General features: G+C 57.8%; 20 protein-coding genes. 14 read left to right on the top strand and 6 right to left on the bottom strand.

Annotated features, from left to right (window positions below; translation table 11 throughout):
- Positions 1 to 47: 47 nt before the first annotated feature.
- The 3 genes from kdgD to GNP00_RS12390 are packed head-to-tail and all read left to right on the top strand — an operon-like array spanning position 48 to position 2,949.
- On the top strand, positions 48 to 953 hold the full coding sequence (kdgD, locus tag GNP00_RS12380; protein ID WP_011581282.1) for a 5-dehydro-4-deoxyglucarate dehydratase: 906 nt from the start codon (positions 48 to 50) through the stop codon (positions 951 to 953).
- On the top strand, positions 950 to 2,086 hold the full coding sequence (locus GNP00_RS12385; protein WP_011581281.1) for a mandelate racemase/muconate lactonizing enzyme family protein: 1,137 nt from the start codon (positions 950 to 952) through the stop codon (positions 2,084 to 2,086). The genes kdgD and GNP00_RS12385 overlap by 4 nt, the downstream gene beginning before the upstream one ends.
- Entirely contained in the window at positions 2,086 to 2,949 is an 864-nt protein-coding gene (locus tag GNP00_RS12390; protein ID WP_011581280.1) for an amidohydrolase family protein, read from the top strand. Before GNP00_RS12385 ends, GNP00_RS12390 begins: the two co-directional genes overlap by 1 nt.
- Before the next feature lie 286 nt (positions 2,950 to 3,235).
- On the opposite strand, the gene GNP00_RS12395 is transcribed toward GNP00_RS12390, so the two are convergent.
- From GNP00_RS12395 to GNP00_RS23885, 5 genes are all read right to left on the bottom strand, one after another.
- Positions 3,236 to 4,759 carry a sensor histidine kinase gene (locus tag GNP00_RS12395; RefSeq protein ID WP_011581279.1) on the bottom strand — a complete coding sequence of 508 codons (1,524 nt, stop codon included), beginning with the start codon at positions 4,757 to 4,759 and terminating at the stop codon, positions 3,236 to 3,238.
- A complete protein-coding gene (locus GNP00_RS12400) occupies positions 4,746 to 5,606 on the bottom strand; it encodes a CheR family methyltransferase (RefSeq protein ID WP_011581278.1) in 861 nt (286 codons plus the stop codon). The genes GNP00_RS12395 and GNP00_RS12400 overlap by 14 nt, the downstream gene beginning before the upstream one ends.
- Before the next feature lie 12 nt (positions 5,607 to 5,618).
- A complete protein-coding gene (locus GNP00_RS12405) occupies positions 5,619 to 8,735 on the bottom strand; it encodes a response regulator (RefSeq protein ID WP_011581277.1) in 3,117 nt (1,038 codons plus the stop codon).
- 1,375 nt (positions 8,736 to 10,110) lie between these two features.
- Positions 10,111 to 10,551 (bottom strand): MaoC family dehydratase, encoded by a 441-nt coding sequence (locus GNP00_RS12410; protein ID WP_011581275.1) that lies wholly within the window; start codon positions 10,549 to 10,551, stop codon positions 10,111 to 10,113.
- Positions 10,548 to 10,985, bottom strand: a complete 438-nt coding sequence (locus GNP00_RS23885; RefSeq protein WP_011581274.1) for an acyl-CoA thioesterase — start codon at positions 10,983 to 10,985, stop codon at positions 10,548 to 10,550. The genes GNP00_RS12410 and GNP00_RS23885 overlap by 4 nt, the downstream gene beginning before the upstream one ends.
- Before the next feature lie 175 nt (positions 10,986 to 11,160).
- Between GNP00_RS23885 and GNP00_RS12420 the strand changes: the two genes are divergently transcribed.
- The 11 genes from GNP00_RS12420 (at position 11,161) to hisD (ending at position 23,993) form a co-directional block, all read left to right on the top strand.
- Positions 11,161 to 11,976: an enoyl-CoA hydratase/isomerase family protein gene (locus tag GNP00_RS12420; protein ID WP_011581273.1), complete on the top strand. Its 816-nt coding sequence runs from the start codon at positions 11,161 to 11,163 to the stop codon at positions 11,974 to 11,976.
- 53 nt (positions 11,977 to 12,029) lie between these two features.
- Positions 12,030 to 13,793 (top strand): ABC transporter permease subunit, encoded by a 1,764-nt coding sequence (locus tag GNP00_RS12425; RefSeq protein WP_041544705.1) that lies wholly within the window; start codon positions 12,030 to 12,032, stop codon positions 13,791 to 13,793.
- A gap of 42 nt (positions 13,794 to 13,835) precedes the next feature.
- The gene (locus GNP00_RS12430) at positions 13,836 to 14,915 is read left to right on the top strand and encodes an extracellular solute-binding protein (RefSeq protein WP_011581271.1); all 1,080 of its coding nucleotides are present in this window, start codon (positions 13,836 to 13,838) and stop codon (positions 14,913 to 14,915) included.
- A gap of 145 nt (positions 14,916 to 15,060) precedes the next feature.
- A complete protein-coding gene (locus tag GNP00_RS12435) occupies positions 15,061 to 16,134 on the top strand; it encodes an ABC transporter ATP-binding protein (protein ID WP_011581270.1) in 1,074 nt (357 codons plus the stop codon).
- A 61-nt stretch (positions 16,135 to 16,195) separates the two neighbouring features.
- Positions 16,196 to 18,250 carry an acetate--CoA ligase family protein gene (locus tag GNP00_RS12440; RefSeq protein ID WP_166016073.1) on the top strand — a complete coding sequence of 685 codons (2,055 nt, stop codon included), beginning with the start codon at positions 16,196 to 16,198 and terminating at the stop codon, positions 18,248 to 18,250.
- Positions 18,251 to 18,326: 76 nt separating this feature from the next.
- On the top strand, positions 18,327 to 19,436 hold the full coding sequence (locus GNP00_RS12445; protein ID WP_011581268.1) for an NAD(P)/FAD-dependent oxidoreductase: 1,110 nt from the start codon (positions 18,327 to 18,329) through the stop codon (positions 19,434 to 19,436).
- Complete coding sequence (locus tag GNP00_RS12450) at positions 19,420 to 19,719, top strand: (2Fe-2S)-binding protein (protein WP_011581267.1); 300 nt, start codon at positions 19,420 to 19,422, stop codon at positions 19,717 to 19,719. Before GNP00_RS12445 ends, GNP00_RS12450 begins: the two co-directional genes overlap by 17 nt.
- 20 nt (positions 19,720 to 19,739) lie before the next feature.
- A complete protein-coding gene (locus tag GNP00_RS12455) occupies positions 19,740 to 21,152 on the top strand; it encodes an FAD-dependent oxidoreductase (RefSeq protein ID WP_041545402.1) in 1,413 nt (470 codons plus the stop codon).
- Between the two features lie 53 nt (positions 21,153 to 21,205).
- On the top strand, positions 21,206 to 21,520 hold the full coding sequence (locus tag GNP00_RS12460; RefSeq protein WP_246259380.1) for a RidA family protein: 315 nt from the start codon (positions 21,206 to 21,208) through the stop codon (positions 21,518 to 21,520).
- Between the two features lie 18 nt (positions 21,521 to 21,538).
- Positions 21,539 to 22,582 carry a substrate-binding domain-containing protein gene (locus GNP00_RS12465; RefSeq protein WP_011581264.1) on the top strand — a complete coding sequence of 348 codons (1,044 nt, stop codon included), beginning with the start codon at positions 21,539 to 21,541 and terminating at the stop codon, positions 22,580 to 22,582.
- Positions 22,583 to 22,667: 85 nt separating this feature from the next.
- Positions 22,668 to 23,993 carry a histidinol dehydrogenase gene (gene hisD, locus GNP00_RS12470; protein WP_011581263.1) on the top strand — a complete coding sequence of 442 codons (1,326 nt, stop codon included), beginning with the start codon at positions 22,668 to 22,670 and terminating at the stop codon, positions 23,991 to 23,993.
- A gap of 179 nt (positions 23,994 to 24,172) precedes the next feature.
- On the opposite strand, the gene GNP00_RS12475 is transcribed toward hisD, so the two are convergent.
- Positions 24,173 to 24,583 carry a hypothetical protein gene (locus GNP00_RS12475; protein ID WP_041544702.1) on the bottom strand — a complete coding sequence of 137 codons (411 nt, stop codon included), beginning with the start codon at positions 24,581 to 24,583 and terminating at the stop codon, positions 24,173 to 24,175.
- Positions 24,584 to 25,049: the final 466 nt, after the last annotated feature.

Consider the following 25,049-nt stretch of genomic DNA (forward strand, 5'->3'; position numbering starts at 1 on the left):
CTAGTGCCCGAACTACTGCGGACGCACAACAGATAAAGGATGGCGGAATGGAACCCCAGGATCTCAAGACGGTGCTCGGAGCGGGACTGCTCTCCTTTCCGGTCACCCCTTTCGGACCCGACGGCGGGTTCAACGAAGCCGTCTATCGCGAGCATGTCGGCTGGCTCGCCAGCTTCGAGGCTGCCGCGCTGTTTGCCGCGGGCGGTACCGGCGAATTCTTCTCGCTGGCCCCCGATGAAATCCCCGCCATCGTGCGCGCCGCCAAGGCGGCGGCGGGCAATACCCCGATCATTTCGGGCTGCGGCCATGGCACCGAGGTCGCCATCTCTATCGCCAAGGCGGCCGAAAAGGCCGGCGCCGACGGCATCCTGCTCCTGCCGCATTACCTGATAGACGCACCCCAGGCCGGCCTCTACAACCACATCAAGCGCGTCTGCGACTCCATAGGCATCGGTGTCATGGTCTATAACCGTGACAATTCGATCCTGCAGGCCGATACGCTCAAGCGCCTCTGCGACGTCTGCCCCAATCTCGTCGGCTTCAAGGACGGATCGGGCGAACTCGGCTTGGTCCGGCAGATCTCCGCCACCATGGGGGACCGCCTCACCTATCTGGGCGGCATGCCCACCGCGGAATTGTTCGCCGAGGCCTATCTGGCGGCCGGCTTCACCACCTATTCCTCGGCCGTGTTCAATTTCGTCCCGGAGCTGGCCGTCCGCTTCTATAAGGCCCTGCGCGCCGGCCGCCGTGCCGAATGCGAGACGCTCCTCAAGGATTTCTTCTATCCATTCATGGCCATACGCAATCGCAGCAAGGGCTATGCCGTGGCCGCGATCAAGGCGGGCGTGCGCCTGCGCGGCTATGATGCAGGCCCGGTCCGCTCGCCGCTCGTCGATCTCACGTCCGAAGAGATGGATATGATGGCCTCATTGATGGCTTCGGTCGACCGATGAAGATCACTGCCGTCCGCACGCATCTGCTCGATCACGAACTGGCGACGCCGTTCGCCAGCGCGACGATGCGGTTCGGGCGGCGGACCCATGTGCTGGTGGAGATCACCTGCGACGACGGCACCATCGGGTGGGGGGAATGCCTCGGCCCGGCCCGGCCGAATGCGGCGATCGTCGAGGCCTACGCTGCCTGGCTGATCGGCGCCGACCCGCTCGAAACCGAAAAGATCTGGCTGACGCTCTACAACGCGTTGCGCGACCAGGGACAGCGTGGCCTGACCGTGACTGCGCTTTCGGGCATCGACATCGCGCTCTGGGACATCAAGGGCAAGCATTTCGGCGTGCCGGTCTCGACCCTGCTTGGCGGGCGCTTTCGCGACAGCGTCCGCGCTTATGCCACCGGCTCGTTCAAGCGCGACGGGGTCGACCGCATCGCCGACAACGTCGCCGAAATGGTGCGCCATCGCGATGCCGGCTTCCATGCCGCCAAGCTCAAGATCGGCTTTGGCCCGGACGAGGACCTGGCGGTGATCCGCGCCGTGCGCGAGGCCGTTGGTCCCGACATGCGGCTGATGATCGATGCCAATCACGGCTATGACGTGCTGGAGGCGATCAGCGTTGGCCGGCAGGCAGCGCAATACGGCATCGATTGGTTCGAGGAGCCGGTGATCCCTGAACAGCTCTCTGCCTATCGGGCGGTGCGCGAGGGCCAGCCGATCCCGGTGGCCGGCGGCGAGACCTGGCACACCCGCTGGGGCATGCGCGAGCCGATCGAAACCCGCGCTGTCGACATCATCCAGCCCGATCTCGCAGGCTGCGGCGGCTTTACCGAGGCTCGGCGCATCATGGATATGGCCGCGCTTCACAATGTGCGGCTGATCCCCCATGTCTGGGGCACTGCCGTTCACATCGCGGCGGCGCTGCAATTCATGGCGGCTCAAATCCCCAGCCCGCCGCGCCATGCCCCGCTGGAGCCGATCCTGGAATTCGACCGTACCGACAATCCATTCCGCCAGGCCATCGTCACCCGCCCGCTCGACCATGTTGCCGGCGTGGTGATTATTCCCGACGGCCCGGGCCTTGGCATCGAAATCGAGCGTGACGCGCTTGAACGCTATCGTCCAAAGGACCTTTGATGCTGCACCGCAAACTGACCGGCACTCCCCCACATACAGCGCTGCCCAAGGGCGCGGTCGACACTCAGGTACACCTCTACTTGCCTGGCTACCCGGCGGCCCCTGGCGGCAGCCCTATTCCCGAGGGCACTCCAGGCCCGGCCGAATATCGCCAGGTTATGAGTTGGCTCGGCATAGAGCGCGTCATCGTCACCCAGGGCAACGCGCATCAGCGCGACAATGCCAATCTCTTGGCGAGCCTTGCCGCGATGGGCGATATTGCCCGCGGCGTCGCCGTCATCGCCGGCGATACGAGCGACGCTGAATTGCAACGGCTCCAGGCTGCGGGCGTTGTCGGCGCCCGGATAATGGACTTGCCGGGCGGCGCCATTGGCCTTGCCGATCTCGAAGCCGTCGATGCCCGCGCAGCAGCTTTCGACTGGTGCCTGGCAGTGCAGTTCAACGGCTCCAATATCCTCGAGCACAAGACCCGTCTCGCTGCGATTAGCAGCCGCTGGATTTTCGATCACCACGGCAAGTTCTTCGCCGGCGTGACGCCCAAGGGGCCGGAGATCGATGCCGTTAAGCGATTGATCGATGGCGGCCGCTGCTGGTTCAAATTCGCCGCCTGCTACGAATCCTCGCGCACCGGCGGTCCGCTTTACGAAGACATCGCGGCAGTCGCCCGTGAGATCGCCGGCTATGCCCCCGAGCGTATCGTCTGGGGCACCAACTGGCCGCACAACCAGATGCAGACCACCGCATCCTATCCCGATGACGGCGCCTTGCTCGACCGCGTGCTGGGATGGCTGCCGGACGATCGTGCCCGCCAATTGGCCTTGGTCGACAATCCGGAGCAGCTGTTCCGCCTCCCTTCCGCATGATGTACTACCGGGTGCGCTTGAACGAGCCCGGCTTCGGCTGAACGCCAGCAGATTGGGGTTAGTCACTTCGGCAGGCATGGAAGCGTATAAGGCTCCGCCTGCTAAAGGCCTTCCCAACCTTTGATGGGGGGCCACAGCTGCTATTCCCACGACCTAATCGATGTCGGCTTCGGAGACTAGAGAAAGGGCCTGAACATCCAAATGGCGGCGGCTGCCGAACGAGAGTTATTCGCGACCCAGCTGAAGCAGACCGGCTGGCTGAGGGCTGGCCAGTGCAGTGACATGCCTATTCAGCGCTCGTCACAGGCCGTGCTATTTCGCTCTTATCGGAAGATCCGGCATAGGGATGTGGGCTGCGGCGGATCCTCTCCGGATGAGCTCTGCTTGTTATTGGGGAAGCATACGCGTTGTGATGCGCGAGAGCGAAGGTGAGCTCCCAGGAAATTCCGTCAGGCTTGTAAGCCATCTGCGCGGTGCCACCCTCCGCGGAGGTGCTGCGTTGAATGAGATTGGAGCCGAAACCTCTTCGCGACGAAGGTGTTTTCGCGAGCGCCACCCCGCTCTCCACCCATCTGACACACAAAGCCTTACCCGCAAGATCCCAGCTCAATGCAATGCGACCTTGTGGAGCGGCGAGAGCGCCATGTTTCTGGGCATTGGTGGTAAGCTCGTGCAAGATCAGCCCAAGATGCAGCGCCAGCTGCGGAGGAAGATGTACCTCAGGGCCCGAAACCGCAAACTTGTCTTCCTCTATGAGATTCAGTTGCTGCTGATCTTGAACAAGCTTGGTCAGATAGGCCCCCTCCCAATTCGCCTCGCTAAGCAGCGAATGAGCGCGTGCCAATGACTCCAGACGGGCCATGAAGCTGGCCTTGAAATCCTCCGGGCTTTCCATGTGGCGCAAGGTTTGGCTGGCGATCGCCTGCACAGTGGAAAGCGTATTTTTCACGCGGTGATTAAGCTCACCGATAAGCAGCTGCCGCGTCGCCTCCGCACGGTTGCGTTCTGTCACGTCCAGTATTTGCGCATTGACCGACATTACGGCGCCACCCCGATCCGCAAGCACCGATATGAACCACTCGCTGTCGATAACGCTGCCATCGCGGCAGGAAACCCGGCACGCAAAGACGCTTCCCGGCTCGCCTCCCGTCAAGATTCCCCCCGTCACGTCCATCAAACGCGCGACGTCTTCCCTCTGTAGCCATCCCAGTTCCACCAATTTCTGCCCGAGCACCTGCTCAGCGCTCCAGCCGAACATGCGCTGCGCGCTCTTCGACCATGAGTTGAAGCGGAAGTTCGGGTCGAATTCGACAACGGCTAAAGGAGAGTTGTCGCTGTGCGCCTGTAATACGCTGAGGGCTTTCGACAGTTTCTCCGCGCTTCGGCTCAACTCGTCCCGCTGTCGCGCGAGTTCTTGGCGTTGGCGGGCTAGCTCGAAGAAAATGGCCGCCTTGTTGCGAAGGATCTGCGGATCGACCGGTTTCAGCAGATAATCGACCGCTCCAGCCTCGTAGCCTCGGAAGCGGCGCCTTTCGTCCGTTGCGACGGCGGTCAGGAATATGATCGGCACATTGCGTGTGCGCTCTGTGCTGCGCATCAGCTCCGCGAGTTCAAACCCGTCCATCTCCGGCATCTGCACGTCGAAAATGGCAAGGGCGAAGTCATGCACCAGAAGCATTTCCAGCGCCTGCCTACCGGAACGCGCCATGAAAAGTTCGAGCCCATCCCGGCGCAGCAGCCCATCGAGAGCCAAAAGGTTCTCGTCGACATCGTCCACCAACAGGAACCTGACGTTTTCAGGCGACTGCATGATCAACCCTCCGGGAAGACGTATCATGCGTCGTCATGCGGTAAATCCGCTCCTGCCCGGCGAATTCCTGGAAGGCTGCGCCATGGCTGGAAAATCGCAGGCTTTCCTTCGTACCGAGTCCCAGAAAGCCTCCGTGGGCAAGCGAATCCTTGAACAGGCCGATGGCCCGGTCCTGCAATTCCCTGTCGAAATAGATGAGTACGTTGCGGCAGGAGATGAGGTTCACCTCCGCGAAGACAGCATCGGCGGCAAGATTGTGCTCGGCGAAGACCGTTCTGAAACGCAGCGTCCTATCGAAGACCGCCGCACCATAGGCTGCTGTGTAGTACTCCGATAGTGAGACTTTGCTTCCTGACAGCCGGTGGTTTTCGGTGAAGAGCGCTATGCGGTCCAATTCGTAGATACCTGCCTCGGCTTTCCGCAGCGCGTCGGGATTTATGTCGGTGGCGTAGAAAATGGTCCGCTGATCGAGACCCTCTTCGCGAAAGAGTATGGCGAGCGAGTAAAGCTCTTCTCCGGCAGCACATCCTGCTACCCAGACTTTCAGCGAGGGATAGGTCTTCAGATGGGGTAACACGGTTTCCCGCAGCGCGCGAAAATACGCCGGGTCACGAAACATCTCGCTGACTTGAATCGTGAGGTGGTTCAGCAGATCTGGAAGGATGGACGAGTCGTGCAGAACCTTATCCTGCAGCATGGAAAGGCTGCGGCAACCGAAATGCTGCTGAGCGCGCTTCAGCCGGCGTGCGATGGACAATTGAGAGTAGCCTCTGAAATCATAGTGATAGCGCTGGCGGATCGCCTCCAGCAGCAAACCTATCTCGATCTCCTCGGTCGACGTCGTCATGTGCGATGGTCCTTAACGGGGCATCCATACGCGGGCAAGCGAGAGCAGCTTATCCACATCGAGTGGTTTTGCCAGATAATCGTTGGCTCCGGCCGCAAGGCATTGTTCCTGATCCCCCGGCATAGCCTTGGCCGTAAGGACGATGATCGGCAGGTTTTTCCACCTCTCGCGCTTCCTGATCTCGCGCGTGGCCGTCAGCCCATCCATTTCCGGCATCATTACGTCCATGAGGACCAGATCGATGGCTGGATTGCCCTCATCCGCCATCTTTTCCAGCGCCTGCAGCGCCTCGCGTCCGTTCCGGGCGATCTGCACGGCAGCACCGTGGCCCTCGAACACACTCATGAGGGCGTAAACGTTCCGGATGTCATCCTCAACGACGAGGATGCGCCGACCTTCCAGCGCAGCGTCGCGGTTGAGCGAGCGCACCAGCATCTCGCGCTTCCGTTCCGGCAGTTCGGCGACCATCTGATGGAGGAAAAGCGTAACCTCGTCGAGAAGCCGCTCGGGAGATTTCGCGCCCTTGATGATGATTGACTTCGAAAATTTCCGCAGGCGCAGTTCCTCGTCTGGCGTAAGATCGCGGCCCGTATAGACGATTGTTGGAGGGAAGGAGTAAGCGTCTTCGGCGCTGAGTTGCTCGAGGACCTCGAAGCCGGACGCATCCGGCAGGCTCAGGTCGAGCACCATGCAGTCGAAAGTCTCCGCCTTTAGCTTGCCAAAGCATTCGGCGGCCGATGCCGCGGCGATTGTCTCCACGTCCTGCGACGACAGCAGCAGCTGAAGCGCCTCAAGCTGTGTCGCATCGTCCTCCACGATCAGAACGCGCCGCACCGTCTGCGCCAGTTGTTTTGCAAGGCCGGTGAGCGCACGTTCCAGTTCCTCCCGCTTTACAGGTTTCAGCATGTATCCGGCAGCGCCGAACGAGCGGGCGGTACGCGTATAATCGCTCACGGAAACGACATGGACAGGAATATGCCTGGTGCGAACGTCATGCTTGATCCTATCAAGCACCGACAGGCCGGTGTGATCGGGAAGGCCAATGTCGAGAATGACACCGGCAGGCAGATATCGGCGGGCAAGAAGAACGCCTTCGTCCGCCGTTTCCGCGACGAGACATTCGAAACCCAGCTCATGCGCGAGGTCCATGAGGATGCGGGCAAAGGCGGGATCATCCTCCACCACCAGGATGACGCGACCGCCCGTCAGTTTGTCGCGATCGTCTTCAATGATGCGGGGCCGCGCGGGAACCGTATCGATCTTCTCCGCTTCTGATTCTGCCGCAGCCGGAGCAGCTCTGGACACAACGGGAGTCCGCCTGCCTGCCCCTGCTGATTTCTGCACGCTGGCGGCATCGTAAATCTTGGGGACGACCAAAATGAACGAACTGCCTTGACCGACTGTGCTCTCGACCCGAATCTCCCCACCAAGGACCCGCGTCAGCTCACTGCTGATGGACAGCCCAAGGCCCGTTCCGCCGTACTTTCGGTTGATCGAGCCGTCCGCCTGGCGGAAGGCCTCAAAGATCGCCTGCTGCTGGTCCTCCGGAATCCCAATCCCGGTGTCGCGGACGGCAAAGGCAATGCGGCCGTCCTCTTCTTCCGCTACGCTCAGAACGACCTCGCCCTTTTCCGTGAACTTGATGGCGTTGGAAAGGAAGTTCTTAAGCACCTGTTCGATCCGCTGAGGATCGGATTCGATCCGATCGGGCGTACCAGGCACCGTCTCGATCCTGAAATTGAGACCCTTTTCTGAAGCGCTCGACTGAAAGGTAGCCCGCAGCTTTTCGAGCATCGGCTCAACGCGCACGCGCTCAATCTGCAGTTCGATGTGGCCTGCCTCAATCTTGGAGATGTCAAGGATATCATTGATCAGGTTCAGCAGATCGTTTCCCGCCGTCTCGATCGTCTCGGCGAATTTTACCTGATCGGAGGTGAGATTGCCCTCCCGATTGTCGGCAAGGAGCCGGGCCATGATGAGCAGGGAGTTTAGCGGCGTACGTAACTCGTGCGACATGTTGGCCAGGAACTCGGACTTGTAGCGGCTTGCCTCCTCCAGATCGCGTGCCTTGGCCTGCAGGGCACCCTGCGCGCGGCTCAGCTCATCGCGCTGGACCTCGAGAAGCTGCGTCTGCTCCTCTAGTTGCGCGTTGCTCTGTTCAAGTTCGGCCTGCTGCTCCTCTAGCCGTACCTGCGAGTCCTGCAGCGAGCGGCTCTGATTCTCCAGTTCTTCATTCGCGCTGCGAAGTTCTTCGCTTTGCGTCTGAAGCTCCTCGGCCTGACGCTGCGTCTCCTCAAGAAGCTCCTGCAACTGGGCGCGATACCGGGCTGAGCGCAGTGCTATCGCCATTGGTTCGGAGATACGCTCCAGGAGCTCGCCTACCTCCTCGCCCGCTTCCTTGAGGAAGCCCAGTTCAAGGACAGCGTTAACCTCATCGTCGACGGAAGCCGGTGCAATCAGCAGATGGCGCGGCTTGGCTCGCCCGAGGCCGGAGCCGAAATAAAGATAATTCTCGGGCACGTCGCGAAGCACGAAGCTGCGCCGGTCGGCAACGGCTTGACCGAGTAGCCCGTCCCCCGGTTTGAAACGGTCCGGAATCGGCGCGCCCGCCGGCACGCCGTAAACACCGGATCGCCCAAACGTCGATCCGCGGCGGACGTAAAGCGCACCAGCCTGGGCATCGAGATACTCGGCGAGGAAGGCTAGGATATTCCCGCTGAGCTCCTCGATCTTCTGATTGCCGCTGACGCTCCGGGCAAGGTGGACTTGCCCGGCCTGTAGCCACTCCTGCTTTTGAATCGCCAGCTTGTTTCTGATGAAGAAATACCCGGTCAGCGCAATGATCCAGCTCGTGAGCGCGCCGAGCACACGGTTCGTACGTGCAATATCTGGATCCACGCCCGCGGGCGCATAGAAGAAGCCTATGACTACAAAGAAAGAGACCACGGTTGCCGCGGCGACTGGCACGACTGGCCTTGAGACGAGGTAACACAGCGCTATCGGAAAAAGATAGATCACCCAAATCGCGGTACCGAGCGGGAAATACAGATCTGCGATGAACGTCAGCGCCATGAGGCCGGCGATGGCACTGTATAGTAGCAACTCCGTTCTGCTTTCGGCGAATTTCATGCGACTACCCGAAATGCTGACCACCACGCGATCACTTATTCTCAGAAGAGAACTGCCGGGGAGAATGGCACATCAGCTATGATGCGAGAAATGAACTAGGTCAACAGTATGGCTGCGCCAATAAAGTGGAGGCGCTGGAAAGGAAACTCTTTCAGTTCGGAGTTTAATGGCCTCACCAATACCGCCTCGCCGCAATGCACGCACCAATGCGCTTCTCGCGGGCACGTCTTATTCGGACAGAAACGGCCAGCATACATGCCACACGCTGCGGCTTTCAGCTGAAAAAGATGCAATCTCCGCTTCCGGGCGGCCTGGAAGCCAGTGGACCGCTGAGCGCTCGCTGGGGACCTAAATTGACTTGCAGATTGATGCCAAGTGATCTTGCGCGATTTGCCAACCGAAATTGTGCGCTGCTTGGGTGGGGCAGGGTGCTTTACGTCCATTCCCGAGCGATGGAACGAGCCGAAGAGGGTAGCGCGTCACCTAAGCAGCGATCATCACGAAGCATGCGCGGTCCCCCCGCACCACCAATGACGACACTCCCGCCTGTACCCCGCCGGGAGTTTTGTTTTTCAGCCTTTCTATTGGCTTGCTGATTGGTCCAATCCAAAATGGTGCGCAATTTCGCCGTGCAGCGTGGCGAGAATCGTTCCACGTTTCGATCCCGGCGTCAGGACGATCTTCTCGATCAACATCCGCAGGGCCTCGCCGCTTACGGCCGCTCGTCCGGCCGAGCGCGCCCGTGTGAACGGCAACCTTCTTCGCATAGACGGTGGAAGCGCTCGGCAGCAGGTCAGAGACATCCTCGGGAATGTCAGCGACAAGCTCCGTCAGTTCTTTCTTGCGTGCCTCCAAAAGCAGCCATTGGACTGTCGCTCGCGGGACAGGTCGTTGAGAGATCGTCCCTGGCTGTCTCGCCCTTCGCTTCCCCTGCCTTGTAGGTAGCATGATGCACGCCGTCGGACTTCAGTATGGACCTAATCTTCGAAAAGATTAAGGGAAGTTCCGCGCGGCACATGCAAAACAACGCATTGGCCAAGGCAGCATGGTACTCGATGCAAGCATTTAATTCCTCGAAACACCATAACTTGCACGGGAATCCATAATTATCCTCGGAGCGGCTTGAGTGCCACGGGGATATTTGTGGCTATACGGTTTTCCTGCGAGCTGCCGCCCTCGACCGTCATGTTCGGAAATCATGATGGTGAAGGTCGAAGGTCACGCCGCGGGTAAGTTAGTGCGCACTAGGCGGCTTTCCGAAAGTCATGGCAATCCACACGACACATGGGATACTTGGACCTTGTGGTGGAGCTAGCCACGGAAAGCCTGACGCAGTTCGGCCACAGGTTCGGGGCGCCGTCCCCGATCCATTCAGCTATAATCGGCGCTGGCGAGATTGCACGAAGAGGACGGCTTCTCCCGAAAGTACAATGGTGCCGCAACATGTACATGTGGTATCCAGGTAAACGCGATTGCGCTCGGGCTCGAGCCTCGTGATGCAGACTTGAGCCTTCACCGCGGATCTCGGCGTCACCGGCGCGCGAAACTCGAGTGTCTGTTTGATGTAGACATTGCCTGGCCCGGGGAGGCGGGTGCCCAGCACGGAGGACACGATACCGGCAGTCAGCATTCCGTGTGCAATCCTGCCGCCAAAACGTGTTTGTCGTGCCCATTCCTCGTTCATATGGATCGGATTGAAGTCGCCCACGGCGGTTGCAAACATCTCTATGTCGTCGGTCGTGATCGTCCTTTCGATGCTTGCTGACATGCCAACAGTCAGGTCTTCGAAATAAAAGCCCTCGGAAACAGTGCTCATCGTATGAATTCTCCATCGAAATCCGGGGTGTCTGCAAGAAGCCGCTCCAGCCGATACCTGACATCTTGAGGAATTGGTGCCGGCTTATCGGCCGCGTAGTCTATATGCACATATGTGCAGCGCCCAACAGAACAGACGGATCCATTCTGAATGATCACTTCATTGACCTGGAAACTCGTTCGCCCGATGGCACGGATCCATGTCAAAACACTAACTTCTGAAGCCAAATAGATCTGGCGCTTGTAACGTATCTCCATCGATATCAGAGCTACCGCCCAACGATCAAACGACAATTCGGGTGTAATGGCGCGAAAGATCTCTCGCCGGCCGGCTTCGAACCATATTGCAGAAGTGACATTGTTGATGTGTCCTGCCCCGTCTGTCTCCGATACCCGAGGGACGATTTCTGTTCTTATGGCCTGGTCAGGTATCACCGCATCCCCTTTCAGTGTTATGCATACGATTGCATTTCATTGCCGTCGATTCTCCCTTAGCAGGCCAATGCTCGCGAGAAAACCCCATAAACCTCAAAGTATGGTGCTTGCATCCGTATGCATTATGTGCAAAGACTAGCCTCACCGCGTTCGACCAACAAGGGAGGAACCTCGATTGTCGTACGAATTGATCAAGGTCGATGTGCAGGCCGGAATTGGTTATCTGACCTGGAACCGGCCGCGAGTTCATAACGCGATCTCGCCTGAAGTGATGACCGAGACGATGGATGCACTGTCAGTGCTGGGTGAACGGGACGATGTTCGCGTCATCATTTTGTCAGGTGAAGGTAAATCATTCAGTTCCGGTTGCGATATAAGTGTTAAGGCGGACAGGGGGACGGAAGGCATCGACGAGTGGCGCATACGCTATCAGAAGAGTCTGCAGTTCATGCTCAGTTTTTGGCGGTGTCCCAAGCCGATCATTGCCTCGATTCATGGCTATTGTCTGGCTGGCGGCTTTGAAGCGAGCCTTGCCTGCGACATCTCCGTAGCCGCTGAAAGTGCGCGCTTTGGCATGCCGGAAGCTAAGATGGGCTCACCGAGCATTTTGCTGATGTTGCCGTGGCTTGCTGGGCCCAAAATGGCGAAAGAGATTTTGATATGCGCTGAGGATACCTTCTCCGCGGCCCGCGCGAAGGAAGCGGGTATCGTCAATCACGTCGTTCCGGATGAAGAGCGAGAAAGTTTTGTCCGAGAGATTGCAAATCATATTGTCGGATCATCGCCCGTAGCCGTTGCCTATTTTAAGCGCGCGATCAATCAGACCTTTGAAATTATGGGCTTGATGCCCGCGCTGGAGGCCAACGTCGAGGCTGCCGCAAGCATGAAGGGCATTGTTGACAAAGACCGAGATGAGTTTTTGCTTATCAGGAAGGAGCAGGGGCTCAAGGCAGCCGTCGCCTGGCGTGCCCAGCGGGTTGGTGCGCAATGAGCGTTGCTCGCTCGCAGGGGGGGCTAGTTGCAGGAGTGGGGCGTGGCGAACAGTTGAACCTACGTTCATTTCGCAATCGCCCGGCCCTCTCTCTGCTTCCGCTTGTTCCCGCCTGGGTATTTCTGCTCCTCTTCTTTGCGCTGCCGCTGATCTTCGTTACCGGCGCCAGCATCTTCGATGAGAGTGGAGCGCTTTCGCTGCAGAACTTTGTCCGGCTTGTGGAAACGCCGGTCTATTGGCGCATTCTCCTCAACACTCTGGACATTGCGTTCTGGACGGCCTGTATCACGGTCGTAGTCGGTTATCCGCTGGCGCGCATGCTGGCTTCCGGGGAGCGCAGTGGCACCAGTTTTTTGATGATCGCCATCATGGTTCCGCTCTGGACCAGCTTTCTCGTTCGCGCGCTGGCCTGGATGCTGGTCTTGTCCAGATATGGTGTCATCAACAGCACGATGCTGTCTCTCGGTTTGCTCGATACGCCGGCGCGGCTGGTTAATAATTACCCAGCGGTGCTGCTGGCGATGGTGCACGGCATGCTGCCCCTGGCCGTGCTGACGATGTATTCGGTTATGCAGAACATCGACCCGGCCCTGTCTCGGGCAGCTTCGACGCTTGGTGCCCGCTCTGGCAATGCGTTCTGGCGAGTCTACTTCCCTCTGTCGCTGCCAGGGGTGGCTTCAGCTTGGCTCGTCGTCTTCGTTTCTGCACTCGGAACCTTCATCGTGCCGGTCCTGCTTGGTAGTCCGCGTGAAATGATGATCGCCGGCTCCATCGTCGAGCAGATCAACAATAACTTTAATTGGGGCTTTGCGGGCGCCCTGACAGTGATGCTGTTAGGGGCAACCCTCCTCGTTTATCTCGTTTTTGAAAGAACCCTAGGTAGCTCAGTTTTATCAGGCGGCGCCGTGAGTGCGGCAACGGGCAGCGGTCGCAGTGGACGCATCCAGCAAAGGATCAGGCCGCTTGGTGGTCGTATTCTCGCCTTTGTTGGCGCAGTGACGGTCCATTTCGAGAAGATCCTCGATTCGATATTGGGTCAGCGACAGGCCGGAAGCGGCTTACTCCTGAAAATCACGGCCTGGCTGCTGGTCGCCTTCCTGATCCTGCCAGTCGTCTTCGTGATCCCGGTTTCTTTCTCGGAAGATCGCTTCTTCAGTTGGCCGCCAGTCGGATTCACGACGGAATGGTTTGCAACGTATTTCACCTCGACGGTGTGGATGCAAGCAACTCTCAATTCCGTGCTGTTCGCTTTTGTCTCGGCTATCGCATCGATGGTGATTGGTATTCCTGCCGCGTTGGTGCTGGCACGTAGAAGCGTACCAATGCGGGCGCTGCTGATGATGCTGGTTCTGATGCCGATCGTGCTGCCGAATGTTATCGTGGCAGTCGGGCTGTTCTATATCTTTGCCTATGTAAACATGGTGGGAACCATTTGGGCGATCATCATCGGCCATACAGTTCTCAATCTTCCCTATGTGATCATCACTGTCATGGCGGTGCTCAAGAACTATGACGTCCGTCTAGATCACGCCAGCTGGACCCTCGGCGCTGGAAAGCTGCAAACCTTCCGCTTGGTGACGATGCCAATCTTGAGAGCAGGCATCACAGCAGCGTTCCTCTTTGCCTTCGTACGCTCCTTTGACGATCTCTCGATTGTTCTCTTTCTCGGAGCAGGACAGCTTAGCACGCTACCTTTGCAGCTATGGTCTACTGCCCTGGTCGGTATTGATTCAACCCTCGCGGCAGTATCGACGGTCATTTTCGGGGCTGTTTGCATTGTAGTGATTGTGGCAATCCGCATCGGATCAAAAAAATAGCCTGAACGGCTAATATGGTTTCTTTAGTGTGGAGGAGAAAACATGAAGACGATTGAACTATCACGAAGGAATGCTTTGAAGGTGATCGCAGGATCGAGTGCTTTATTAGCCGCGCCGGCGATACTCTCACGTTCTTATGCGCAAGAAGGCGGCTTTTCCGTCGGTATTCCCGGAGGTTACGAGAAGGCTTTCCAGACTGCGTTCCTCGACCCCTATGAGCAGGAATTCGGGATTAAGCCGACGCCCATCCTCGCTGGCACCTCGACCGTCGAGATCAAGGCCCAAGTCGAGACGGGCAAGTTCTTCTATGATGTCCGCTTTAGCGTGGCGGCGACCGGTAACGAGGTTCTTGCCGAGGCCGGTCTGCTCGAGCGGATAGACGACATCGATTCGGAAGATGTCCAGGCAATCTATGGTGCCTTGCCGGAAGCACAGCGTAGGCCGACCTTCCTTCCCCACGGCTTGTCGGCACAGGTCATTGCTTTCCAGGACCATCTGGATTTCAAGGACTATGCCGATATTTGGGACGTCGAGAACCTCCCCGGTGCGCGGGCTCTGCGGGGTCAAGGTAAGGATACTATCGAAGCCGCACTGCGTTCCATGGGTAAGCGGCCGAGCGAGACTGCCTCATTCCTCGCGAACGAGGATGGGTGGAAGCAGGTATTTGCTCGGCTGGACGAGATAAAGGACCACGTGACCAACTGGTGGGAGGAGGATTCCGACATCACCCGGCTGCTTGGCGCGCGCGAAGTTGATGTAACTGCTTTCCCGCATCACCGAGCAATGGCCGCCGTCCAAAGCGGTGCCAGGATCAAGTACAACTATAGCCAGAGCATGACGACCGCGCTTGGCTGGGTGATCCCAAAGAACAGCCCACAGGCCGAGGCGGGACGCAAATTCATCGCATTCTGTTCGCGCCCCGACCGTATTGCCGACTTCACAATGGACGTGCCGATGGGGCCGATGCACCCCGATGTCATGGCCCTGCTGGATCCGGCTTTTGCGGTAGCTCTGCCCACCCACCCCAACAACGTCGAAAACATTGAATCCGAGGATGTGGCATTCTGGCACAAGAATCAGGGCCAAGCCAACGAGCGCTTTAAGGAGTGGTTACTCGGATAGCACAGGTCTGTCCGAAGCGGCATGCGGCCAGGTCGCCGTATGCCGCCTCAGGACCCGCGACTGACAGACCGTCGCGACGCGATGCGCCGCGGAAGCTCCCGCAACTTCGGAGCGCTCATAGCGCGAGCCGGTAAGGAATTTTCGAATGGATTTAAAGCTAAAGATCGAGGGAGTGAGAAAATCCTACGGGTCTGTCAGGGCCCTGAACCCCATCTCAGTGGATGTGCCGGCGGGAGAATTTCTGACGCTGCTCGGTCCGTCTGGGTCGGGTAAGACTACTTTGTTGCAGATCTTGTCCGGGCTCGTAGTACCGGATGATGGCGCCATTTGGATTGACGAGAAGCTCGCGACCCATCTGCCGCCCTCTCAGCGCGATATCGGCATGGTATTCCAAAACTATGCCCTGTTCCCTCATATGACGGTCGCTGAAAACATTGCCTTTCCGCTCCAGATGCGCGGCATGAAGAGCGCTGACATCGCGCCGAAGGTGCGTAGAATTCTAGAAATCGTTCAACTGCCGCACATGGCCGATCGGTTTCCGAGAGAGCTTTCTGGCGGGCAACAACAGCGTGTAGCGTTGGCTCGCTGCGCTGTCTACGAACCGCCAATCATACTCATGGACGAGCCCCTGGGCGCTCTCGATAAGAATCTGAGAGACCAAATGCAACTAGAAATAATCCACCTGCACAAGGCGCTGTCGACCACCATTCTCTACGTCACCCATGACCAGGAGGAGGCGATGGCCATGTCCGACCGCATTTGCCTGATGAAGGATGGGCAAATCGAACAGATCGGCACGCCACGTGATCTCTACCGTGCCCCGCGAACGGAATTCGTCGCCAATTTCTTCGGTCGATCGAACGTCTTCAAGTGCACCGTTAAGAACCGGTTTGAAAACACAGTGCTGCTGGATGCGCCCATCGGACCGATGATTGCTACGAACAGCTCAAGGGAAGAGGAGGCCAGGAAGGGGCAAGACGTATCTGTCGTCGTCAGGCCGGAAGATGTCCGCTTCCTGAAAGACAACGAAAGCGCTGACAATGAGATCGTTGTCAATCTCAGGCAGAGGGTGATGACAGGGGCGACTACACGATATCTGGCGGAAAGCAAGGACAATACACCGATAGAGATATTGTCTTTCAGCTCGACAGGGACCTTAACCGTCGGTGACGAGTGCCGGGTAGGATGGTCCAAGGAGAACGTTACCATCGTCCGCTGAGCGCCCGAGTATCGGCAAAGCACTTCACAAACTGAAAATAGCGCCGTTAGAAGGAATAGATATGTTTAGCAGTATGTCGAAGCTCTTTTCTCCTAAGAGCGTGGCCGTTATCGGGGCGAGTGAAAGGGCAGGGAACCTGGGGGGCAGGTTGGTTACGGCTCTAAAGAAAGGTGGATATCAGGGCGAAATCTATGCAGTTCATCCAACCGCGAGGGAAGTCTTTGGAGTACCCGCCTTTCCGCGTATCCGTGATATCGGGAGGACTGTTGACTTTGCCGCCTTATCCGTACCGGATAGCCAACTGCTGAACGCTTTCGGCGAGGCTATAGAAGCAGGCGTGAAAGGCTTTCAAATCCCGAACCGTGGATATGATGAGGAACGCAAGTCACTGACCTATATTCCTGACACTCTGCGGGAGATGGGCCTTGCAGCCGGCGTCGCGGTATGCGGGCACAACTGCATGGGGTTCATGAATGTGCGCGACAGCGTGCGAATGACGCATAACCCACCTCCGGGGCTGGATCTTACACCGGGGGGTGTATGCATCATTTCTCATAGCGGTTCGAGCTGGTCGGGCATCACCGGCAGCCAGCGCGACCTTGCGCTGGAAATCGCGGTCTCGGCAGGCGCGGAGGTCGTCTCCGGCTTTCCTGAATATATTGAATATTTCCTCTCTTTGCCGACGACGCGCGTGATCGGGCTGGTTTTCGAGACAATACGGCGCCCTGAAGAATTCCTCGCCGCCGTTGGGCATGCATTTCAGAAAGGCATTCCGGTAGTGCTGCTGGCGCTGGGCTCCACCGATATAGGCGCGAAGTTTACCGAGGCCCATTCGGGAGGGCTATCGAGCCCGCGCCAGGTCCTGGATGCAATCGGCCGCAAATACGGGGTCATCGTCACAAAGACGCTTGATGAGCTCCTAGATTGTATCGAAGCCTTTCGCACTGAGCGGATTCCCACGGCTCTCGGCGCCGGCGTCATCAGCGATTCCGGCGGGGAGCGGCAGCTCATTGCCGATGTGTCGAGCTGGACGAATTTGAAACTAGCCGCCTATGAGGACAAGACCAACGAGCGCCTGACCGAAATTCTGGAAGACGATGTCGTGATCGGCAATCCGCTCGATTCCATGGGGGACGCGCCCATGGCAAATTCCGGAATCGCCATTTCAAAGGACCCCTCGGTTGGCGCCGTCGTCATCGGCAACAATCTGGTCGATGGCCGTCAATTCATGATCGATGTCTCGAATTCGACAACAAAAATCCACGAGAATACCGAGAAGCCGGTCTTCATCTTCGGCAATATCAGTACCTCGGTTTCGCGCCCCGGCGCGCGTAATCTGCGAATGAAGGGCATCCCAGTCCTTATGGGAACCGAATCCGCTTGTTACGCCATCGGGTCGTTCCTGGCATGGCACGAGAAGCGTCGAAAGCTGGCTGAGACGGCGGAGAAAACTGCCGGGGAGACCAGGCACACCAAAGTGTTGCCGAGGCTGCCGGATGGCTTCACGCAGGGCAAGAGCTATGCGCTACTTGCCGAATGCCGCCTGCCAATGGCGCCCATTCTAGAATCGGGCAATCTCCAGGATACGCTGAAAAACGCCCAGACGCTCGGCTATCCTGTGGTGTTGAAGACCGCGAATGCGAATATCGCGCATAAGTCGGATGTCGGAGGAGTTGTCCTAGGTATTCGCGGCGAAGAGGAACTCACCAGGCATTATATGGAAGTCGCTGAACGGTGTGGGCCACAGGTGTCCCTGCAGCCAGCTCTGTCAGCCGATTATGAATTGATCGTCGGTATGCATCGCGACCCGCGTTTTGGACCAATCATCACGCTGGGCTTGGGTGGTGTGTTTACTGAAATCCTGCGCGACAGCGTCAATCTCTTGCCGCCGGTCGCTTATGAAGAGTTCGAAGAGAGCCTTGAGGCCTTGCGCGCCGCACCCGTCCTGCGCGGCGCCAGGGGGCAGAAGGGGATTTCTCTTCCCGATCTTTATGACGTGGTTCTCAAGATTTCCGAGCTTGCGATCCAGAATCCCCGGATCACCGGCATTGACCTCAATCCAATCATGGTGCGGCACGGAAAGCTGAACATTGTCGATGCGCTGATCACGGTCTGAAATCGCACCGGTGGGGGGCATTCGTCTCCCACCCAGCAATTCTGCGAGCGGCGTTATTGCGAAAGAAGGCAAGCAAATGCACGGCGAATTCGGCTACGCGGTGATCGGGGGCGGCCTGGTGGGCGCCTCACTCGCCTATGGCTTGGCAAAGCAGGGACAGAAGGTTGTGATGTTAGATGAGGCCGATATTGCCCGCCGGGCCTCTCGCGGCAACTTCGCCCTGGTCTGGGTGCAAGGAAAGGGTGCCGCGTTCCCAGTTTATTCGGACTGGACCATATCCTCGGCTTTGGCGTGGAGTGGATTTGCCGATGAGCTCGAAGAATTGACCGGCATTCGCCTTTATCACCGGCGTCCGGGCGGCTTTGTCCTTTGCCTGAGCGAGGACGAGCTAGCCTTTCGCGCGGAGGAGCTCGGGAAGCTCAAAGCCTATAATGCTGGCTATCCCTTCGAAATCCTCAGCCGTGAGGAGCTTGTGAACCTTCTGCCCCAGATTGGGCCAGAGGTGGTCGGCGCCTCCTATTGCGCTCTCGACGGCGACGTCAATTCCCTCATGCTGCTGCGCAGCCTGCATACGGCGTTCGCCTTGGTTGGCGGAACCTCTCTTCCGGGCAGCAAGGTGGTGGATATACAGTGCAACAGCAATGTCTACCGCCTCAGTACCCTGACGGGCAAAGTGTATGCCAACCGGATTATCCTTGCGGCCGGACTGGGCAATAGAGAACTCGGCAGCATGGTGGGGTTCGATGTTCCGGTCCGGGCGCAACGGGGCGAGATCATGGTGACGGAGAAGATTGCGTCGTTTCTTCATTACCCAATGCATGTCATTCGGCAGACAAATGAGGGCGGTGTGATGATCGGCGACAGTCATGAAGAGGCCGAGGATTATAATTCGGTCAGCATTCCCATCCAGTCCGGTATGGCGAGCCGCGCGGTTCGGATGTTTCCATGCTTGGAGCCTTTAAACGTTGTGCGCATGTGGTCAGCCTTGCGGGTCCTTAGTTGTGACGGTTATCCGATCTACGCCCATTCAAACACGCACCCGGGAGCGTATCTAGTAACATGCCACAGCGGCGTGACGCTGGCAGCCGCACACGCACATCGATTGGCGCCATCCATCCATTCCGGGTCCTGGGATCCAATTATCAGTTCCTTCGGATTGGAGCGTTTTCATGCTGAGGCGGCTTGACGATTTCTCGACCCAAACGGTCCGCATCAGCATCGATGACCGGACAGTCGAGGTTCAGGTCGGTGACTCTGTCGCGGCGGCTCTGCTTCTCTCTGGCGTGACCACGACTAGGACCACCGTCGTTTCTGGCGCGCCGCGTGCGCCTTATTGCATGATGGGCGTGTGCTTTGAATGTCTCGTGACAATTGACGGGGTGGCCAACCGACAGGCCTGCATGGTCAAAGTGGAAAAGGGTATGAACGTTCGAACCCAAATCGACCGGCATCCGGGGAGGACGACCTAGTGATCAGCTTGCAGTCCTTAATGAATCTCGACGATCGTTATGAGCTGATCGTGATCGGTGCCGGGCCAGCCGGAATGGCTGCGGCGATAGAGGCGACGCGGAATGGCGTCAAGACGCTGGTTTTAGACGAGAATGGCGCGATTGGAGGGCAGATTTACCGCTCGATCACCACCGCGACACCGAAGCGCCTAGCAGTTCTCGGAAAGGACTATGCAGGGGGCGCAGAGCTCGCCCGGACCTTTACTGAATCGGGTGCTGCTTACCTGGCAAAAGCTACCGTCTGGCGGCTGACTGCCGACCGCGAACTTGGAGTTTCGCATGATGGCATGGCCAAGCTGATAACGGGAGAGCGGGTCCTGGTGGCCACTGGTGCCCTGGAGCGGCCATTTCCAATTGCTGGATGGACATTGCCCGGCGTCATGACCGCCGGCGCTGCGCAGATACTGCTCAAGGCGAGTGGCGCCGTTATGGGGCCAAAGATGGTTCTGGCAGGAAGTGGTCCGCTTCTCTGGTTGCTAGCCAGCCAGTATCTTGCTGCCGATGTTCCCCTTCTCGCTATCCTTGACACGACTCCCCGGAAAAATGTCCTTAGAGCCATTCCGCATCTGCCTGGTTTCATGGCCTCGCCTTATTTCAGAAAGGGCTTAGGCTTGGTCACTAAGGTCCGGCGGGCCGTACGAGTCTACAAGAATGTCGATAAACTGAGAGCAGAAGGGAGCGAACGGGTCGAGCGCGTGCGGTTTAGCGCTTCCGGGAAAGAGCACTCTTTGGAACTCGATCACCTCCTGCTGCATCATGGAGTCGTGCCCGAGATGAACCTTCTTCGTTCCGTTGGCTGCGAAATGGCGTGGGACGAGGAGCAGATATGCTGGCATCCGATCGCCAGTGCTGGCGGCGAGACATCTATTCCCGGGATCTATGTCGCTGGCGACGGACGGGCGATCTACGGCGCTGAACTGGCGCGATTTGGCGGAAGACGTGCCGCTCTGGAGATCTCGAAGTCCCTGGGAGCAATCGACGGCGCGGCCTTCGAGCATCTTTGCGCCCAGCTTGAGCAGGAGAGCCGGCCCTTTATCCGGGGGCGTTTTTTCCTCGACCGGATGTTCAGACCGCGACGAGAGCATCTCACACCTGCCCACGATGCCCTTGTATGTCGTTGCGAGGAAGTCTTGGGCTCGACCCTCCACGATACAATTTTCCGTCTGAAAGTTCTCGGCCCCAATCAGCTAAAGGCCTTTCTGCGGAGTGGAATGGGCCCATGCCAAGGACGTCAATGCAGCCTAAGCGTCACGCAAACGATAGCAAAATTGCGCGGTGTTTCACCCGAAGATGTTGGCGCCTATCGTATCCGGCCACCTGTCAAGCCCATCACTGTTGGGCAGATAGCCAATTTGCAAACGAGGCACAAACGCGGCCTTGAGTGTCTCCAATGAAAAGTATCAGGAAAGGAAATACGTTGATCAATAGACGATACAGAACGCCCATTATGCATCGTGCCGTAATCAGCTCGGACGTTATCTATTTCGGCGGCGTCGTCGCGGACGATGTGTCAGACGGCATGTTCTCGCAGATGGAACAGGTATGTAAAAAGATCGAACGCATGTTAGGCGAGTTGGGTTCGAGCAAGGAGAAACTGCTCCAGGCTACTCTCTATATCACCGACATGTCGCTTAAAAACGAAATGAATGATGCATGGACGGGATGGCTCAGTCCGGAGAATCTGCCGAGTCGCGCAACCATCGGTGTTGCCGATCTGGGAGAAGGCGTGCTCGTAGAAGCGGTCGTGACAGCCCGCCAATGAGGTTGAACGAGGTAAACTGTGTCTGACGCGGTGAATAGTTCACAACCTAGTGCAAAGACGCCTGTCACCGCGCGGGATGTCGCCCGCAACGCGGGTGTCTCACAGTCAACCGTTTCACGCGCCTTCGCCAACAGCCAATTGGTCTCGAGAGAAACTCGGGACCGGATATTCTTGGTTGCCGAACAGCTTGGTTACCAGGTCAATATCATGGCACGCGGTCTGAGCACGCAAAAATCGGGGCTCATCGCTGTTGTCACGGGATCAACCCGCAACCCCTTCTATTGGGACGTGCTTCGTTTGGTTGACGAACGCCTGCAGGCCAAGGGCATGCACGTCATGCTCATGACAGTAAAGGAGAGCGAGAGCACCGATTCGGCAGTGCGGAAAGTCCATCAGTATCGAGTCGACGGCCTGCTTGTCCTATCGGCGGAACTGTCATCGAAGGCGATTGACGAATGCAGAGAGTTCGGGCTGCCGGTAGTTCTGTTCAATCGCTATGTCGAAACGGGCAAAGTCTCTGCCGTGGCCTGTGATAACATCGTCGCTGGGAAGGACATCGCCCAGTTTCTCTACAACACGAATCACAAGCGGTTCGCGTTCATCTCTGGTTTGGAAGACAGTTCGACAAACAAGGACCGCTTTCAGGGATATCGGGATCAACTGGCAAAGCTTGGATGTCCGCCTCCGCTCGTCGAAGGAGGAGATTTTACATACGAGAACGGCCGGCAGGCGGTGAAAAGGCTGATGCTTCGATCCGAACGGCCAGATGCAATCTTCTGCGCTAATGACATCACAGCTATCGGTGCATTGGACGGCATAAGGGTGGATCTTGGGATGAGGGTGCCAGAGGATGTTTCGATTATTGGCTTTGACGATATTGCGATGTCCTCGTGGTCCGGCATTGAACTGACTACCATGCGCCAGCAGACAACGCGGATGGTGGATAGTGCGCTGGAGATTTTGCTCCGGAGGATTGATGCCCCAGAACTGAAGCCGGAATTTCGGTTGGAGCCCGGAAAGCTAATGATCCGCCGAACCGTGCGGTTGGATCGGCAGCCCTAGCCCGACCAGGGCGCGGGAAGAACCACAATTAGCTAGTCACAAGGAGACGACAGCCGGAGTAGGGCTTCGTCCCAGGGAGAAAGTCATGCCTAAATACTTGAAGAGTTCTGGCACGCCCCGAGGGAATGTCAGCAATCTCAAGGTGCGACAGACGGTAGAACGTATCATCGAGGATGTCGAACGCGAGAAAGACTTGGCTGTCCGGCGCCTATCAATAGAGTTTGATGGATACGACCGTCAGACCTACAGGCTATCTGCACAGGAAATCCAATATTGCATCGATTGGTTGGCCAAAGAAGATCTGGACGATATTCTTTTTGCACAGGAGCAGGTCCGGAACTTCGCCAGGAAGCAGCGCGATTGCCTGCTTGACCTGGAAGTCGAAACCTATCCTGGCGTTGTGTTAGGCCACCGCAATATCCCGATCGCCAATGTCGGCTGTTATGTACCGGGTGGCAAGTATCCGCTTCTGGCGTCTGCGCACATGTCCGTGGTGACCGCAAAGGTGGCCGGAGTCGAGAGGATTATCACATGTGCTCCGCCGGTGAATGGTCGTCCATCTCCTGCGATCGTAGCGGCTCAACATCTGGCAGGCGCGGACGAGATATATTGCCTGGGAGGCGTACAAGCGGTTGTCGCTATGGCCTTGGGAACCGAATCCATTGCCGCCGTTGATATGCTTGTAGGTCCTGGCAATGCGTATGTCGCAGAAGCAAAACGCCAGCTATATGGGCGTGTCGGAATTGATCTGTTTGCGGGCCCGACGGAAACGCTGATCATTGCCGATGAAACGGCTGATGCCCTTACCTGTGCTACCGACATCCTCGGCCAAGCCGAGCACGGACCAGATTCGCCGGCCATATTGCTGACGACGAGTGAGTCCTTGGCTGTTGAGACACTGCGTCAAATCGAAGAACTACTCTCGGTGCTTCCCACGGCGGAAATCGCTCGGAAAGCATGGGAGGCTCACGGCGAGATCATCATCTGCAAGGACGACGCCGAACTTGTCGTCGAAGCCGATCGTATCGCGTCGGAGCATGTGCAGGTTATGACGCGTGATCCGGACTATTTCTTGGAAAATATGCGCAACTACGGCGCTCTTTTTCTTGGCGAACGGACAAATGTGGCCTATGGCGATAAGGTCATCGGCACCAACCATACGCTGCCGACGTTGGGCGCTGCGCGATATACCGGAGGACTGTGGGTTGGGAAGTTTCTGAAGACGTGCACCTATCAGCGCGTGCTCACTGACGAAGCTTCCGTGTATTTTGGCGAGTACTGTTCCCGGTTGAGCATGCTTGAAGGATTTGTCGGTCACACGGAACAGGCCAATATCAGGCTGAGACGTTTTGGTGGACGATCTGTGCCTTACGGGACTGCTGCAGATCGTGTCATCGGGCCCCATGGCTAGTTTGTATCGTTTCCGCTTTAAGAACCATTATAGAGCTTCGGTGGCGATGCCGTAGCCCTATCTCCGCCGGATCGATGTATTAGAATCATCCAAGCGGTTCGCGAAGCTACGAAGCTGGGGCCGCTGGTGAGCTCGGCCTATGCCGAAGGGATAAGTTCGCGTTGCTCTTAAATGCGTCCTTACCTCAGAAGGCGATTTTGGGGAGGCGCCGGTGGGTGTGTGTGATTCAGACCTAGCCGCTCCTTTCGCTCTTCGATCTCCCGGCGCTGCTGCATGTCAGGATGATCCCAATCCCGAGGATTCGGTATCCACGACGGTGGCGGCACGTAGCCGAGCGCCTCGGCCCAAAGGCGCTTCGCGCGTGGCTGGCGTTTGGCTTCGGGCACGGGCTGCACCTGTTCCATAATTGTCTTCTCGATCTCGCTATACTGCTGGGCGACGTGCCGGCGCAGCTCGACTGCCTGCAATTCCAGTTCAAATCGCTGAGGATCATCTGCCCGCAGGTTGGCAACGGCCTCGAGCTTGTCCAGGAGCTTACACTCCGTGTCGAGCAGAAATGGTCGGAAGAGGCTGAAAACGTCCTCGCTCATGTACCCCATCCCGTAACGCCCCGTGCAGGGTTTAATAGGCCCGGTGCTTAATGGTCATCGGGCCGTCGATCAGCACCTGGTGCCAAAGCACGGCTCCTTGCGTGAGCTTCAAAGAATATAGGTTGGCCGCACGCTATTGGCGACACTTCCATCGATGATGGAGTGATCATAACCGGATCTGCCGGTTTGCTGATTGCAGCCTGAACAACACGCGCAAAAGGGCTATCTTGGCAGATAGCGCGCTGCGCTTAGATATGCGGTATTTTGCGACGCGCCAGCCTCGGCACAGCCCGCCAGCAGCACGGCCATCAATGGAAGTAGCCTCACCCTTCGCTTGAGAATTGCATCGCCCCAAGCTCGAGGCACAGTGTGTCTACACCGCTGCACACTCAAGGCTGGTCTGATGTTTGTGGCAGGGTGCTTCACGTCCATTCCCGAGCGATGGAACGAGCCGAAGAGGGTAGCG

The organism is Chelativorans multitrophicus (assembly GCF_011317445.1).
In the GTDB taxonomy this organism is placed as follows: domain Bacteria; phylum Pseudomonadota; class Alphaproteobacteria; order Rhizobiales; family Rhizobiaceae; genus Chelativorans; species Chelativorans multitrophicus.